This is a genomic window from uncultured Tateyamaria sp. (assembly GCF_947503045.1).
Classification (GTDB): Bacteria; Pseudomonadota; Alphaproteobacteria; order Rhodobacterales; family Rhodobacteraceae; genus Tateyamaria.
In genome coordinates, this window is record NZ_CANNCF010000003.1 from 316,438 (window position 1) to 331,060 (window position 14,623).

The following is a 14,623-nucleotide window of genomic DNA, read 5'->3' on the forward strand; positions in this document are numbered from 1 at the left end:
CGCTCTATATTGATGCTGTGCAAGGGTGGCATCTGCCACCAGCATTTATGAGGGACGGATATGACTGAACCGACCAAACGCTCTACCCCTATCACTGGCCGGAACGGGCCGCGTCCGGGCTACTAAGCCTCGGATCTGCACCCATCTTGGCAAGCGCTGCCAGCGCAAATTTGCGCGCGCGCACCTTCATTCCCAGATATTCCTCATAGACCGCCTCGCGCCGTGCACGGCTGTCGGCATCCGTGCCCTCGACAAAGGCAGGCAGGCGGGAATCCTTGATCTGCATCTCGATCGCCTTGAGCTGTGAATAGTATTTCACCACCGGGTCGATCACCGTTTTCGGCAGAATGTGGATGTTGCCCAGCACCGACTGAAACACCATGTCGTTCGCCTCGCTCGGCAGAAACGGCACATAGCCATGCGCGATGCGGGGCTGCATCTCTGCCCATGCGGCATCGACATCCTCGGTTTCGAGCACTTCGAGATAGTGCTTGATCTCGGCCACCAGCGCGCGCTGCACATCGTCGCGTTGCTCGCGGCGCAGGCGGGTCGCCTCGCGCCGGTTCTGTGCGCCGTTGACCAGCCAGCCGATGGCCACGAACAGGCCCGCCAGCACCGCCTGCCAGACGCGCGGGTCGATGGCTGAAAGCCAGCCGCTTATGCCGCCTGCCCCGCTCACTCGAATTCGAGAATGACTTCGTCAACGGCGAGGCTGTCACCTTCGGCGCAGTTGACCTTGGACACCGTGCCCTTGCGTTCGGCGCGCAGGATGTTCTCCATTTTCATCGCCTCGATGGTGCACAGGGCTTGGCCCACCTGCACTTCTTGCCCTGCTTCGACATGCAGTTTCACCACCAGACCCGGCATCGGGCAGAGCAGCAGTTTCGACGTGTCCGGCGGCGTCTTGACGGGCATCATACGTGCCAGTTCGGCCTGACGTGGCGTGCGCACATGCACGATCATGTCCGCCCCTCGGGTGCGGATGCGAAAGCCCCCCGAAACCTTGCCGACCTTGAGCACCAGCGGCGCATTGTCGACCGTCATCAACGCCAGTTGATCACCGGGCGTCCACGGTCCTGACACCCGCAGTGCAGTGCCATCCTCAAAACTGACGGTGGCCCCGTCGTGGTCAGCATCAATGGTCACGTCAAAGGACGTACCCTGCAGCGTAACATTCCACTCAGTGCCCACCTTGCGCTCGTGATTGTCCATGCGGCCCGACACCCGCGCGCGGCGGATTTCGGCAACCCGGTGCATGGCCGCACAGGCCGCCGCCACACGGGCCAGATCGGCCTGCGGCAGTGTCACCCCTTCGAACCCGTCGGGGTATTCTTCGGCGATAAAGGCGGTGGTCATGTCGCCGCTGACGAAAATCGGGTGATCCATCACGGCACTCAGGAAGGGCAGGTTGTGGCCGATCCCTTCGACCTCAAAACTGTCCAGCGCCACGCGCATGGCCTCGATGGCCGTGGCGCGATCCGGGCCCCATGTGCAGAGTTTCGCGATCATTGGATCGTAATACATGCTGATCTCGCCGCCTTCGTAGACGCCGGTGTCATTGCGCACTGCCGTGGGGCCTGCGGGCGCATCGCCCTGCCATTTGTCGGTCTCAAGCAGCGGGCCCGCCGCGACCTCCATCGGAGGGCGGTAACGGGTCAAACGGCCGATGGACGGCAAAAAGCCGCGATATGGGTCTTCGGCATACAGGCGGTTTTCGATGGCCCAGCCGGTCAGTTTGACGTCATCCTGCGTGATCGAGAGTTGCTCGCCTGCCGCCACACGGATCATCTGTTCAACCAGATCGACGCCGGTGATCAGCTCGGTCACAGGGTGTTCGACCTGCAGGCGGGTGTTCATTTCGAGGAAGTAGAAGTTCTTGGATCCGTCCACGATGAATTCGACGGTGCCCGCGCTGGCATAGCCGACGGCCTTGGCCAGTGCGACAGCCTGCTCACCCATCGCCTTGCGGGTGGCCTCGTCCAGGAACGGGCTTGGGGCCTCTTCGACGACCTTCTGGTTGCGGCGCTGGATCGAACACTCACGCTCGCCCAGATAAATGCCGTTGCCATGGGCGTCACAGAGCACCTGAATTTCGATATGACGGGGTTGGGTCACGAATTTCTCGATGAAAATCCGGTCGTCTCCAAAGGAATTGGCCGCTTCGTTCTTGGAAGACTGGAACCCTTCGCGGGCCTCCTCATCATTCCAGGCGATGCGCATGCCCTTGCCCCCACCCCCGGCCGAAGCCTTGAGCATCACCGGGTAACCAACCTCGTTGGAGATCTTTACCGCCTCATCCGCATCCGCGATCAGACCCATATAGCCGGGCACGGTGCTGACCCCGGCCTCCTTGGCGATCTTTTTGGAGGTGATCTTGTCCCCCATCTTTTCAATCGCGCCTACGGGGGGACCCACAAAGGCGACGCCGGCGGCATCCAGCGCCTCGGCGAATTTCGAGTTTTCCGACAGGAAACCATAGCCCGGATGGACCGCTTGCGCGCCTGAGGATTTAATGGCCTCCATCACACGCTCAATGACGATATAGGACTGGTTGGCGGGCGGCGGGCCGATATGGACCGCCTCGTCCGCCATCTGCACATGCAGCGCCTGGGCGTCGGCGTCCGAATAGATCGCGACAGTGGAAATCCCCATCTTGCGCGCGGTCTTGATGACACGGCAGGCGATTTCGCCCCGGTTTGCGATCAGAAGCTTTTTGAACATGGGGCCTCACTTGAGTTGGATGTGATACGCAAAACGCCGCCACGCAGGGATGCGCGACGGCGTTCACAGAATGTCTGGTTGGATGACGCGTGTGGCGTCAGAGGGTCAGCAGTTGACGACGTCCAGCTCGCAGGCAAGCACGTTGCCCGCAGCACCGATTGCAGCACCGCCAACGACGCTGCCGCCTGTGACTGCACCGGCGCCTGCGCCGACTGCACCACCGATGACCGCGCGCTCTGCAACCGTGTCACCACAGGCGGCAAGGCCAAGTGCTGCAACAGTCGCGAGAATAACTGGTTTGAAAGCCATGATTTTTTTCCTTTGCTCGTGTGGGGTCTGGATACCTCAACTTCGCAAAGGGTCAATCGTTCCGAAACGGCCCGGCCAAAATGCGCGCGGTCCTGCCGAAATGAGCAAAGAACCGCCCGCCGCTGGCGCCGGACAGTGAAACTACGCCTTGGCATACCCGAAAAAAAGGTGGGCAGCAGGGTGTTGGGAAACACCTGCTGCCCACCAGGGGAAGGGGTACGGAAATGGTATTGGCCGACGGGGTTGTTCTGGGGAACCGCCGACACGATTCCACCGTTGCATGCGCCAGCCGAGCCCGCATAGCGGATTTTCCGGAACTGCGGCCGATCAGCCAAGTTTCGCCATATACGGGAATACTCTGGCGGTTTTGCGCCGATGACGGTCGTACTCATGGGCCCGCCTCCCCGTCAAATACATCTGGAAACGAGGCCCTTGCAACCGACTCGTCAATGACCAGAAGTGCTTCGTAATCAGCGACATCAAAGGGGTCCGTGGCCGGGACAACCTCGCGGCCAAACAGCCAGGACAGACGTCCCGCATCCAGATTGCCGCGCTCGAAAGGTTCGGGACCGAACTGTGCCCAAAGCGCTGCCATAAAGGCCGCGTCAGCCCGCTTGTCAGGGGGACGGCGGTCGGGAAATCTCTCGCGCCGGGTCAGCGGCGTGACCCCTTTGGGGTTCGGGCGTCGGATTGTGAATTGGAAATCAGTGCCGGACAGGCGTCCGGGGAATCCGCGATGTTTCAGCATGGGCTGCCCCCCGCGGAGAGGGGAATGAGGGCGGACGCAAAGGCCCGCCCTGCAAACTTACTTGAACTTGCCTGTGTGTACTGGCTCTTGGCTGATCGGCTCTGGGTCAACCACAACGAATTCTTCGTTGTTGTTGCGACCGCATGCAGCGGCCAGAACCATGAGGCCAACGAGGCCGAAAACTTTGATGCTCTTGGACATCTGTCTCTCCTGTATTCAAAATTCGGACGCGCGCTCGCACGCACGCCCTGCGAGGTAAGGCGATCTTGGGGACCCCTTAATCGCCATATACGGCAATTCCGGAGCAAAAGAAACGGTATCGCAACACGTTGCGCGGGTTGTGGCCACAAAGCCGCAGCGCCATCTTTGCCCCGGATGAGTGATCTGCGCATCAGAACGCCTCCCAGATGCAGCCATCGGCACCGATCCGGAACGCCTCGATAAACTGGGTGGCATCGGGGTCGGCTTGTCCGAACGGCACGGGCCGATCCATCAGGGCAACCACGATCAGATCGGGCGCAAGGTCGTATTCGGTGATATAGGGCAGACCCACGTTCTGGCAGAGCTGCTCGAAATCCGCTTCGGCCTGCACGTAAGACACACCGCCCCCGTCCTGCGCGATTTGCGGCGCAAGAAAGCGCAGGCGCAGCCAGCTTTCGCCGTTCACGGTGTCAATCAGCGCCTCGTGCAGGGTCACGGACTGCCCGGACGGCACATCCTGTGCCGCAGCCGAACCCGCCAGCATTATGAAAAAAGCGCAGCCCCGGACCCAGTTCCGTTTCCAGTCTCGGGCTCCTCCCTCCGGGGCTGCTGTGCGGGCGAAAATCTGCCTGCGCACTGTTCTGTTCGCCAACGTATGTGCGTGACGACAATTCATTTTGCACCTTCTTCCTGCGTTGTAAAGTCGGCAGGTGAGGTGATTTCGATCAGTTCCATATCGTCGGAATGACGCACTTCGCGGTGGATGATTCCGGGGGGCTGCAGCACGCTCGATCCGGCACGCAGGGTATGTTCGCCCTGCCCTTCGTATTCGAACACAACCCAACCCTTGGTGACATAGACCATCTGGAAATCCAGATCATGGCTGTGCCATGTGCCCGGGCTTTCCATGCCCGGCACCGCGCGGATGACGTGGGCACCGAATTTGCCTTCTGTCGCCTCTTTGATGCCGAGTTGGCGGTATTCAAAGAAGGGGCGCAACCCCGCCCCTTCAAAGGTGCCGCCGTCCGCATGAGAGATGACAAAGGCCTGATTTTTCCACGTACTCATGCGTTGAGCCTCGCACTTTTGACCCATCGCGCCCGTTTGGAGGCGTCGTTGAGCAGCGCATCATTCGTGGACTCAACGGACGGCGAGATGCGCCCCATCACGCGCCCGCCGGCGGTGACCCGCCAGCCAGTATCCGATGGCGCAAGGCGAACAACGGGCGAAAAGCCCCGCACATTGGCCAGCGCCCGCCACAGATCCTGCCGGATCTGATGTGCCAGCCGCGCAGGCCGCGCCGGGGGCAGATGCGCAGAGGCTGCCACATCAAAGCGGGGCGGCAATTGGCGACACAGGGTCATTTCGCCCGCCTCCTCCACGATATGCCAACGCACGCTCATGGCCTGCGGGCCACGCAGTCGATTTCGACCAACGCCCCCACGGCAAGCGCGGTGACCCCGATGGTGGTGCGCGCCGGGCGGCGGTCGGCGGGGAAGTAGGTCTGATAGGTCTCGTTGAACGCCGCATAGTCACGTTCAAACTCGGTCAGGTAGGCGCGGCATTGCACCACGTGAGACAGATCAAGGCCGAGACCATTGAGAATGATCTCAAGATTTTCCATCACGCGGGCGGTCTGCGCTTCGACCCCGTCAGGCAACGGCGCGTCCGGCGCATCCGGGTCGGTCGGCATCTGCCCGGTAAGGATCACCCAGCCATCGGCCTCCACCGCATGGGAAAACGGGGCGACGGGGCGCGGGCCCTGGCTGAGGAGGTGGAAGATGGGTTGATCTTGCGCATCTCGTTGCTTTGGAAGCCTGCGCCAATGCTCTTTGACCAACACACGGGCCACAACTTCATCAGCAGACAAATCACGTCGTTCAGCAACCAAATTTGGTTCTATATTGGCGCCTCGAAGCTTCCAGAACCCCTCCTCTATTTTCTCAAATAAATCAGTTTTGAGGTCGCCTCCCGCGTCGGACGAGTGCTCGTAGATTCGGCCACGGATGCCTTCTTGCCACGTCTTCGGAAGCGGTTCGTTGGCCGTTGCTTCAAAAAAGGCGTACACGTCTGGCAACCGTGCCGCTCCGCCAAGAGCGGTGAACACTTCTACAACTTGATCAATTCTCCGCATTGTCGAACACCGCTCACAAAGGGATGTTGTCGTGCTTTTTCCACGGCATCTGCACGTTTTTGGTGCGCAATGACGCAAAGGCGCGGGCCACGCGTTTGCGGGTCGAGCGGGGCTGGATCACCTCGTCGATGAACCCGCGCTCGGCAGCTACGAATGGATTGGCAAAGCGGTCCTCGTAATTCTTTGTGTGCTGTGCGGTTTTCTCTGCATCACCCAGGTCGGCGCGGTGGATGATCTCGGTCGCGCCCTTGGCGCCCATCACCGCAATCTCGGCCGTGGGCCAGGCATAGTTGAAATCACCGCGCAGGTGTTTTGACGACATCACCACATAGGCCCCGCCATAGGCCTTGCGCGTGATAACGGTCACCTTGGGCACCGTCGCCTCACCATAGGCAAACAACAGCTTGGCTCCGTGCTTGATCACGCCGCCATATTCCTGCGTTGTACCGGGCAAAAATCCGGGGACGTCGATCAGGGTCAGGATCGGGATATCGAAGCAGTCGCAGAACCGCACGAAGCGGGCGGCCTTGCGCGCACTGTCGATGTCCAGCACGCCCGCCAGCACCATGGGCTGGTTGGCAACCACACCGACGGTCTGCCCCTCAAGGCGGATAAAGCCGGTGATGATGTTCTTGGCGAACTCTGCCTGCAGCTCATAGAAATCGCCCTCGTCAGCGAGCTTTTCGATCAGCTCTTTCATGTCGTAGGGGGTATTGGGATTGGACGGCACCAACGTATCAAGGCTGGTCTCGCTGCGTGCGGGGTCGTCGAAAAACGGGCGCACGGGCGGCTTCTGACGGTTGTTGAGCGGCAGGAAGTCGAACAGGCGGCGGGCCTCGGCCAGCGCCTCTACATCGTTTTCAAAAGCGGCATCCGCCACGCTCGATTTGCGGGTGTGGGTGGTGGCCCCGCCCAGTTCCTCGGCCGTGACCTGTTCGTTGGTGACTGTTTTGACCACATCGGGGCCGGTCACGAACATGTAAGAGCTGTCCTTGACCATGAAAATGAAGTCGGTCATCGCCGGGGAATAAACCGCCCCGCCCGCGCAGGGGCCCATGATCAGGCTGATCTGCGGGACAACGCCGCTGGCTTTGATATTGCGCTGAAACACCTCGCCATAGCCTGCCAGACTGTCGACACCTTCCTGAATGCGCGCGCCACCGGAATCGTTGATCCCGATGACCGGCGCGCCGTTGTCCATCGCCATGTCCATGATCTTGCAGATTTTTGAGGCGTGGGTGGCCGAGACCGACCCGCCCAAAACGGTGAAATCCTGACTGAACACATAGACCATGCGCCCGTTGATCGTGCCCCATCCGGTCACGACGCCATCGCCTGCAGGCTTTTGCTGCTCCATCCCGAAATCGGTGCAGCGATGGGTGACAAACATGTCGAATTCCTCGAACGAGCCGTCATCCAGCAGCAGTTCAATCCGCTCGCGTGCGGTCAGCTTGCCGCGCGCGTGCTGCGCATCGACCCGCTTTTGCCCGCCGCCCAGACGCGCATCTGCGCGCCGCGATTCCAATTCGGTCAGGATATCGTTCATGCTGTCCCCGCTGGTGATTTTGCGGGATCATACAAGGGCAAACGCCTGACGTGAATGGGCTTTTGGAATATTTGCAAAGCCTTTCCCATGACTCTTTTGCAAATTGCTAATCTGCAAAGCACACCCACACGTGCAAAACTGCACTGGACAGTTCAGTTATCCCGTCCTAACTCAGGAGAAATGGACAACCACCCCAAGGTCCGCTTTCTGGACCGCTCCACCCCACCGCATATATCAACGCTCATCCTGATGGCCGGGGTGTCGGCCATGGTCATGAACATGTTCCTGCCCAGCCTGCCGAACATGAGCGCCTATTTCGAGACCGACTACAGCGTCATGCAGCTGTCCGTGGCGCTGTACCTGGCAGTCTCGGCGGTGATGCAGACGATCATCGGCCCAATCTCGGACAATCTGGGGCGCCGCCGTGTGCTGATGTGGGGCATCGCCCTGTTCATGCTGGCCACGCTGGGCTGCATCTTTGCGCCCAATGCAGAGGTCTTTTTGTTCTTTCGCATGAGCCAGGCGGTTGTCGCCGTGGCCATGGTGCTCAGCCGCGCGGTGATCCGGGATCTCTATGATCAGGACCATTCGGCATCGATGATCGGCTACGTGACCATGGGCATGGCGGTGGTGCCGATGATTTCGCCGTTTCTTGGCGGCCTGCTGGACGAAGCCTTTGGCTGGAAATCGGTGTTCTGGCTGTTTTTCGGCATCGGCGGCCTGATGCTGTGGCTGGTCTACTCGGACCTTGGCGAGACGGCGCAAAAATCCTCGAAAACCCTGATCGAGCAGTTCAAGGAATACCCCGAACTGCTGCGTTCGCCGCGCTTTTGGGGCTATTCGATGGCGGCGGCCTTTTGCTCGGGTTCGTTCTTTGCCTATCTGGGCGGCGCGCCATTTGTGGGCACGCAGGTCTTTGGTATGGGTCCGTCCGAGTTGGGCTTTTTCTTCGGCGCGCCGGCAGTGGGCTACTTCCTAGGAAACTTCCTGTCCGGGCGATATTCCACGACATTTGGCGTCAACAAACTGGTGCTGTTCGGCTGCATCGCAAACGCCTTTGGCACCTTCCTGTCGCTGATGATTTTCGTGGCAGGCCTTGGCACCCCGATCAGCTTTTTCGGGATGATGACGTTTGTGGGACTGGGCAACGGGCTGGTCATCCCCAACGCAACCGCAGGCATGCTGTCGGTGCGCCCACATTTGGCGGGCACGGCGTCGGGCCTTGGCGGGGCGATTATGATCGGCGGAGGTGCGGCCCTGTCGGCATTGGCCGGCTTCCTGCTGACCCCCGAAACCGGGGCCTTTCCACTGCTGGGCCTGATGTGCGGCACTGGCGTTTGTGCCTTGCTGGCGATCACAGCCGTCTACCGTCGCGAGCGGCGCCTCACCCTCGCCTAAGGGTTGCACCAGACGCTTTGCAAACCTAGCCTGCAGCAAATGCAAATCTGCAAAGACGGGATTCGGATGGCCAGCCCAAAACTCTATGCCGGTGCCAAGCTGCGCGAAGTGCGCACACGCGTCAGCCTCACCCAAAAGGACTTTGCCGCCAAGCTGGGCGTGTCCCTGCCCTATCTGAACCAGATGGAGAACAATAACAGGCCGGTCAGCACGTCGGTTGTGCTGAGTCTGGCCAAGGAATTCGGGCTGGATGTGACCGAGTTGAGCGCCGGGGATGGCGCGCGGGTCGTGTCGGACATGCGCGAGGCGCTGGCCGACCCGGTCTTTGTCGCCGACATGCCGCCCCTCGCCGATCTGCGTCTTGTCGCCTCAAATGCTCCGGCGCTCGCGCGCGCCTTTCTTGACCTGCACCGCGCCTACCGGCAAACCCACGAACGGCTTGCCTCGCTCGACGAGGCGCTGGGGCGCGAAGATGCCCGCCTGCGCCCGTCCCCGTGGGAAGAGGTGCGCGATTTCTTTCATTATTGCGACAACTATATCGACGCGGTCGACCGCGCTGCCGAGCATTTTGCCACCGCCAAGGGCGGGCACGGCAACATCCGCGTCGCCGCCGTCTCGGCACTGGCCAATGCAGGCGTAACTGTCAGTTTTGACGACAGCGACACGCTGCGCCAATTCGATCCGGAGGCGGGCACGCTCAGCATATCGACCCGCGCCACCCATCAAAGCCAGACGTTCCAACTGCTGTTGCAGGTCGCGCTTGTGCGTCAAGACCCGCTGCTGGAGGCGACGCTTGACCTCGCGCGTTTCCATTCCAACGAGGCGCGCGCCATCGCCAAGATTGGCCTCGCCAACTATTTCGCCGGGGCGGCGCTGATGCCCTACACAGCGTTCCTTGAGGCGGCTCAGGCCACGCGACACGATCTGGAACAACTCGCCACCGGGTTTGGCGCTTCCATCGAACAAGTCTGCCACCGTCTGTCCACGCTGCAGCGCCCCGGGGCCAAGGGTATCCCATTTTTCTTTGTGCGGGTCGATCAGGCCGGGACGATCACGAAACGCCATTCTGCGACCCGGCTGCAGTTCGCCCGTTTTGGCGGCGCCTGCCCGCTGTGGAACGTCCACCGTGCCTTTGAACAGCCCGGCCAGTTCCTGCGGCAACTGGCCGAAACTCCAGATGGCGCGCGCTATATCAGCCTTGCGCGTGACGTCTCAAAGGCTGGGGGGCGGTTCGGGGCACCTGTGCGCCGCTATGCCATCGCGCTTGGTTGCGAGGTCAAGCACGCGCCGCATCTGGTGTTTGCAGACGGGCTCGACATCAGTCGAGACGCGGCGTTTGAGCCTATCGGGATTTCCTGCCGCATCTGCGAGCGCAAGGAATGTCACCAGCGCTCTGTCCCACCGCTCGAGCGGCAATTGTCGGTCGATCCAGACACACGCGGGGTGCTGCCTTACGTGGTCAGCTAGCGCCGCGCAGGCCGCCAGCCCGCCGCCTGCGCCTCGGCGGTGGAACAAAACCAACGTTCGCCCTTACCGGTGTTGATCCCGGTGCGTTCATAGAATTCCTGTCCGGGCACGTGGAAAATCTGCCCGTTTTTCGAGATGTTGCCCTTGATCCGGCAATTGGGATCGAGAGGGATGCGCCCCTTGGCACGGGTGGCGCGGAACTGGGCGGGGGATTGGACGCGAAACCCGTGCAGGCCGCGATCGGCCACATAAGCCGCCTTTTCGTCCAGATCGTAATCCATCCCGTATTTGCGATAGGCAAAGGCCCAGCCATTGGCCACGATCTCTTGCCCCATGTCGACGCCGTCCACCCGGCAGGTGGCTACAACGCGCTGATAACGGTCGATGTCTGTCTGTGCGCAGGTGGCCACGCGGCCCTCGAAACGGGCAATTACCTGTTCGCTGACCCACGCCCCGCAGGCAAAGGCGAGCCCATGTTCGGTGAGGCACATCTGGTCCTGTTCGGGGGCGTCGATGGCGTGCAGGCGCACGCGGGTTGCACCCACATCAAACGTATCCGCATCGATGACACGCACGGGGCCCGCAACGTCCGCCCATGAGGGCAAGCTGGCGCAGACTAGAACAAGGGCAGAACAAATTCTTAACATCTCCTCTATGTGGGGCGATTGCGTTTACTTTTCAAACGCAATCGCGGGGAATCGTTAACGCTGTGTTGACTCCCACTCCGGGTGTATCCACGGGGCGTCATTGCTGCGCGCAAGTGGGTCGCGCCCCAAGATATGATCGCTCATCTTCTCACCGGTCATGATCGATGGCGCATTGAGGTTGCCATTGGTGATGCGAGGAAAGACTGAGCTGTCCACCACCCGCAACCCATCAACCCCGATGACACGACCCTGCGGGTCCACGACCGCCGTTTTGTCGTCCGCCCGCCCCATCCGGCAGGTACCGCAGGGGTGATAGGCGCTTTCAGCATGTTCGCGGATGACCGCGTCCAATTCGTCGTCGCTTTGCGCCGCCGCACCCGGCTGGATTTCATGTTTCACATAAGGTTCAAAGGCTTGCTGGGCAAAAATCTCGCGCGTGAGGCGGATGCAGCGGCGAAAATCCTCCCAGTCCTGATCCGTGCTCATGTAGTTGAAGCGGATCACCGGATCATCCTTCGGATCATTTGAGCGCAAAGTCACCGCGCCGCGCGAGGGCGAGCGCATCGGCCCGACATGGGCCTGAAATCCGTGCCCTTCCGCTGCCGCCTTGCCGTCATAGCGCACGGCGATGGGCAGGAAATGGTACTGTATGTCCGGGTACGGCACGCCCGCCTGAGAGCGGATAAAGGCGCAGCTTTCGAACTGGTTTGAGGCTCCAAGCCCCGTTCCCGTGAACAGCCATTGCGCCCCGATCATGGCCTTTGAGACGATGTTCCAGTGTTTGTAAAGTGTTATCGGCTGTTTGGACGCCATCTGGATATACATCTCGAGATGGTCCTGCAGATTTGCCCCGACACCGGGGCGGTCGGCGACCACATCAATCCCATGTTCAGCCAGATGGGCGGCGGGGCCGATACCCGACAGCATCAATATCTTGGGCGAGTTGATCGACGAGGCGGCCAGGATCACCTCGCGTCGGGCACGCACGATCCGCCCATCGGCCAAGACCACACCAGTGGCGCGACCGTCCGCCATCTCCACCCGCTCGACCAGCCCCCGGATCAGATCGCAATTGGGCCGTTTCAGCGCAGGTTTCAGATAGGCGTTGGCTGCGGACCAGCGTCGCCCTTTGTAAACGGTCTGCTCAAACGGGCCGAAGCCTTCCTGTTTCTGCCCGTTATAGTCGTCGGTCACCTCATAACCTGCCTGTTGCCCCGCCTCGACAAAGGCGTGGAACAGCGGGTTGGCGCGCGGCCCGCGCATCACGTGCAGTGGCCCATCACTGCCGCGCCAATGCGGATCGCCGCCATGGCCGCCGTCGTCCCATGTCTCCATCCTTTTGAAGTAGGGCAGCACGTCCGCATAAGCCCAACCGTCGGCCCCCGCCTCGGCCCAATGGTCAAAATCCATCGCGTGGCCGCGTACATAAACCATGCCGTTGATCGAGGACGAGCCGCCGACCACCTTGCCGCGCGGACAAACCAGACGCCGCCCGCCCAGATGCGGTTCGGGTTCGGACTGGTACCCCCAGTCATAGCGTTTCATGTTCATCGGATAGGACAGCGCCGCAGGCATCTGGATGAACGGGCCCGCATCGGTGCCGCCATGCTCAATCACCAGCACCGATTGCCCGGCCTCAGCCAGCCGATAGGCCACGGCGCAGCCTGCGCTGCCAGCCCCGACAATTACAAAATCTGCTTCCATCTTTCACCTCTTGGTGATTCCGCGAAGGATCAAGGATGCGAAGCACCGCGCGCAGCGCGGCCTGTCCTTGGGGCTTCGGGGAATCGCGTCTTATTCTCGATGAGGTCACTTGCGGCGCACACAGCGCCCTCAAGCACCTCTCAGCCAAAATCCTTCTGTTTCAACCGGCGCACCGCTCGCCCCCGATGCCGCCCTTTTTGGCGTGCGGGGTGGGCGGGTGGGCGCGCGCCAAAAAGGGCGTCCCGACTTCTCAAAACGGTGCCTCCAGATCGCCCATGCGCACATAGACCGACTTGAGCTGGCTGTAGTGTTCGATCGCCGCCTTGGAGTTTTCGCGCCCGACGCCCGACAATTTCGATCCGCCAAAGGGCGCCTCGACCGGGGCATCATTGTAGGAGTTGATGAAACAAGTGCCCGCCTGAAAGCCCGCCGCCACCCGGTGCGCGCGGGTCAGATCACGGGTAAAGACGCCTGCGGCGAGCCCGAATTCGGTATCATTGGCACGCGCCAGCACCTCAGCTTCGTCCTCGAAATCAAGGACGGCCATCACCGGGCCAAAAATCTCTTCGCGCGCAATGCTCATGTCATCGGTGACATCGGCAAAAACGGTGGGCTCGATAAAAAACCCCTCCCGCTCCAGTCGCTTACCTCCATAGACCAGCCGCGCGCCCTCGGACTGTCCCTTGGCGATGTAGCCCTCCACGATGCCCAATTGCCGTTCGCTAACCATCGGTCCGAAGGACGTCGCCGGATCCTGCGGATCGCCAATGACGGCGTCCGCAAGGCGCTGTGCGAGGCGGTCGAGAAATGCGTCCTTTATCCCCTTCTGCACAAAGACCCGCGTCCCGTTGGAGCAGACCTGCCCCGAGGAATAGAAGTTGCCGAGGATGGCACCGGACACGGCGTTTTCCACATCCGCATCGTCAAAGACGATCAGGGGGGATTTGCCGCCCAGTTCCATCGTCACATGCTTGATGCCCGCCGCCGCAGCGGCGTAGACCTTGCGCCCGGTGGGCACTGATCCGGTCAGTGACACCTTGTCGACGCGCGCGTCACTGACCAGCGCCGCGCCCACATCGCCAAGGCCCTGAATGACGTTGTAAACACCCGCAGGCACCCCTGCCTCGTATAAAATCTCTGCCACTTTCAGCGCACACAGCGGTGTGGTTTCGGACGGTTTGAACACCATCGTGTTGCCGCAGGCGAGCGCCGGTGCGCCTTTCCAGCTCGCGATCTGGGTGGGATAGTTCCACGCGCCGATGCCCACACAAACGCCGAGCGGTTCACGGCGGGTATAAACCCAGTCCTCGCCCAACTGGATATGCTCACCCGTCAGGGTCGCGGCCATGCCGCCGAAATATTCCAGCGCATCCGCGCCGCTGGTGGCGTCCGCAACGGAGGTTTCCTGATAGGGTTTGCCGGTGTCATAGGTTTCCAGCACCGACAAATCATGATTGCGTTCCCGCATGATGTCGGCGGCGCGGCGCAGGATGCGGCCCCGCTCGGTTCCGCTGAGCGCGGCCCATGTGCCTTGGGCGTCACGCGCCGCATTCAGCGCCTGATCGATGATCGCCGGGGTCGCGGAATGGACCCGCCCGATCACGGCCCCTGTGGCGGGATAGATCACGTCGATGGGCGCGCCGCCGTCATCCTCGACATATCGACCATTGATGAAATGGCTGGCGGTGGGTTGGGTTGGATAGGTCAATTTCGCCTCCGGCGGTGGTATTTCTGGTCAGAAGAAACAG

At 61.3% G+C, this 14,623-nt stretch carries 15 protein-coding genes; 2 read left to right on the forward strand and 13 right to left on the reverse strand.

The genetic code is table 11. The annotated features are described in order from the left end of the window. Window positions 1-91 precede the first annotated feature (91 nt). From Q1A89_RS15325 to Q1A89_RS15370, 10 genes are all read right to left on the reverse strand, one after another. Entirely contained in the window at window positions 92-679 is a 588-nt protein-coding gene (locus Q1A89_RS15325; protein WP_299730060.1) for a hypothetical protein, read from the reverse strand. Further along, window positions 676-2,721 carry an acetyl/propionyl/methylcrotonyl-CoA carboxylase subunit alpha gene (locus Q1A89_RS15330; protein WP_299730064.1) on the reverse strand — a complete coding sequence of 682 codons (2,046 nt, stop codon included), beginning with the start codon at window positions 2,719-2,721 and terminating at the stop codon, window positions 676-678. The genes Q1A89_RS15325 and Q1A89_RS15330 overlap by 4 nt, the downstream gene beginning before the upstream one ends. A 105-nt stretch (window positions 2,722-2,826) precedes the next feature. After that, complete coding sequence (locus Q1A89_RS15335) at window positions 2,827-3,030, reverse strand: hypothetical protein (RefSeq protein WP_299730066.1); 204 nt, start codon at window positions 3,028-3,030, stop codon at window positions 2,827-2,829. Window positions 3,031-3,418: 388 nt separating this feature from the next. Beyond that, complete coding sequence (locus tag Q1A89_RS15340) at window positions 3,419-3,778, reverse strand: hypothetical protein (RefSeq protein ID WP_299730070.1); 360 nt, start codon at window positions 3,776-3,778, stop codon at window positions 3,419-3,421. A gap of 57 nt (window positions 3,779-3,835) precedes the next feature. Next, on the reverse strand, window positions 3,836-3,979 hold the full coding sequence (locus Q1A89_RS15345) for a hypothetical protein (RefSeq protein ID WP_299730073.1): 144 nt from the start codon (window positions 3,977-3,979) through the stop codon (window positions 3,836-3,838). Between the two features lie 190 nt (window positions 3,980-4,169). Continuing rightward, window positions 4,170-4,523 (reverse strand): DUF6497 family protein, encoded by a 354-nt coding sequence (locus Q1A89_RS15350; RefSeq protein WP_299730076.1) that lies wholly within the window; start codon window positions 4,521-4,523, stop codon window positions 4,170-4,172. 128 nt (window positions 4,524-4,651) lie between these two features. Further along, window positions 4,652-5,047, reverse strand: coding sequence for a cupin domain-containing protein (locus Q1A89_RS15355; protein WP_299730079.1), 396 nt, complete (start codon window positions 5,045-5,047; stop codon window positions 4,652-4,654). Continuing rightward, window positions 5,044-5,382 carry a hypothetical protein gene (locus Q1A89_RS15360; protein ID WP_299730082.1) on the reverse strand — a complete coding sequence of 113 codons (339 nt, stop codon included), beginning with the start codon at window positions 5,380-5,382 and terminating at the stop codon, window positions 5,044-5,046. The genes Q1A89_RS15355 and Q1A89_RS15360 overlap by 4 nt, the downstream gene beginning before the upstream one ends. After that, the gene (locus Q1A89_RS15365; RefSeq protein ID WP_299730085.1) at window positions 5,379-6,113 is read right to left on the reverse strand and encodes a RidA family protein; all 735 of its coding nucleotides are present in this window, start codon (window positions 6,111-6,113) and stop codon (window positions 5,379-5,381) included. Before Q1A89_RS15365 ends, Q1A89_RS15360 begins: the two co-directional genes overlap by 4 nt. Window positions 6,114-6,126: 13 nt before the next feature. Next, window positions 6,127-7,659: an acyl-CoA carboxylase subunit beta gene (locus tag Q1A89_RS15370; protein WP_299730088.1), complete on the reverse strand. Its 1,533-nt coding sequence runs from the start codon at window positions 7,657-7,659 to the stop codon at window positions 6,127-6,129. Window positions 7,660-7,839: 180 nt separating this feature from the next. Between Q1A89_RS15370 and Q1A89_RS15375 the strand changes: the two genes are divergently transcribed. Together Q1A89_RS15375 and Q1A89_RS15380 are read left to right on the forward strand one after the other, a co-directional pair. Then, complete coding sequence (locus Q1A89_RS15375) at window positions 7,840-9,057, forward strand: multidrug effflux MFS transporter (protein ID WP_299730090.1); 1,218 nt, start codon at window positions 7,840-7,842, stop codon at window positions 9,055-9,057. 66 nt (window positions 9,058-9,123) lie between these two features. After that, window positions 9,124-10,524 carry a helix-turn-helix transcriptional regulator gene (locus Q1A89_RS15380; RefSeq protein WP_299730581.1) on the forward strand — a complete coding sequence of 467 codons (1,401 nt, stop codon included), beginning with the start codon at window positions 9,124-9,126 and terminating at the stop codon, window positions 10,522-10,524. Here the strand turns inward: Q1A89_RS15380 and Q1A89_RS15385 are convergent. The 3 genes from Q1A89_RS15385 to betB all read right to left on the reverse strand — a co-directional run bounded on the left by Q1A89_RS15385 (window position 10,521) and on the right by betB (window position 14,583). Next, window positions 10,521-11,171 (reverse strand): thermonuclease family protein, encoded by a 651-nt coding sequence (locus tag Q1A89_RS15385; RefSeq protein ID WP_299730092.1) that lies wholly within the window; start codon window positions 11,169-11,171, stop codon window positions 10,521-10,523. The genes Q1A89_RS15380 and Q1A89_RS15385 overlap by 4 nt on opposite strands. A gap of 54 nt (window positions 11,172-11,225) precedes the next feature. Further along, window positions 11,226-12,875, reverse strand: a complete 1,650-nt coding sequence (gene betA / locus Q1A89_RS15390; RefSeq protein WP_299730094.1) for a choline dehydrogenase — start codon at window positions 12,873-12,875, stop codon at window positions 11,226-11,228. 250 nt (window positions 12,876-13,125) lie between these two features. Further along, window positions 13,126-14,583: a betaine-aldehyde dehydrogenase gene (gene betB / locus Q1A89_RS15395; protein WP_299730096.1), complete on the reverse strand. Its 1,458-nt coding sequence runs from the start codon at window positions 14,581-14,583 to the stop codon at window positions 13,126-13,128. Window positions 14,584-14,623 lie beyond the last annotated feature (40 nt).

Excerpts from the sequence above, each read along its gene's own strand:
- Q1A89_RS15330 (WP_299730064.1), bottom strand. The coding sequence starts at position 2,721 with ATGTTCAAAAAGCTTCTGATCGCAAACCGGGGCGAAATCGCCTGCCGT.
- Q1A89_RS15335 (WP_299730066.1), bottom strand. The coding sequence starts at position 3,030 with ATGGCTTTCAAACCAGTTATTCTCGCGACTGTTGCAGCACTTGGCCTT.
- Q1A89_RS15340 (WP_299730070.1), bottom strand. The coding sequence starts at position 3,778 with ATGCTGAAACATCGCGGATTCCCCGGACGCCTGTCCGGCACTGATTTC.
- Q1A89_RS15345 (WP_299730073.1), bottom strand. The coding sequence starts at position 3,979 with ATGTCCAAGAGCATCAAAGTTTTCGGCCTCGTTGGCCTCATGGTTCTG.
- Q1A89_RS15350 (WP_299730076.1), bottom strand. The coding sequence starts at position 4,523 with ATGCTGGCGGGTTCGGCTGCGGCACAGGATGTGCCGTCCGGGCAGTCC.
- Q1A89_RS15355 (WP_299730079.1), bottom strand. The coding sequence starts at position 5,047 with ATGAGTACGTGGAAAAATCAGGCCTTTGTCATCTCTCATGCGGACGGC.
- Q1A89_RS15360 (WP_299730082.1), bottom strand. The coding sequence starts at position 5,382 with ATGAGCGTGCGTTGGCATATCGTGGAGGAGGCGGGCGAAATGACCCTG.
- Q1A89_RS15365 (WP_299730085.1), bottom strand. The coding sequence starts at position 6,113 with ATGCGGAGAATTGATCAAGTTGTAGAAGTGTTCACCGCTCTTGGCGGA.
- Q1A89_RS15370 (WP_299730088.1), bottom strand. The coding sequence starts at position 7,659 with ATGAACGATATCCTGACCGAATTGGAATCGCGGCGCGCAGATGCGCGT.
- Q1A89_RS15375 (WP_299730090.1), top strand. The coding sequence starts at position 7,840 with ATGGACAACCACCCCAAGGTCCGCTTTCTGGACCGCTCCACCCCACCG.
- Q1A89_RS15380 (WP_299730581.1), top strand. The coding sequence starts at position 9,124 with ATGGCCAGCCCAAAACTCTATGCCGGTGCCAAGCTGCGCGAAGTGCGC.
- Q1A89_RS15385 (WP_299730092.1), bottom strand. The coding sequence starts at position 11,171 with ATGTTAAGAATTTGTTCTGCCCTTGTTCTAGTCTGCGCCAGCTTGCCC.
- betA (WP_299730094.1), bottom strand. The coding sequence starts at position 12,875 with ATGGAAGCAGATTTTGTAATTGTCGGGGCTGGCAGCGCAGGCTGCGCC.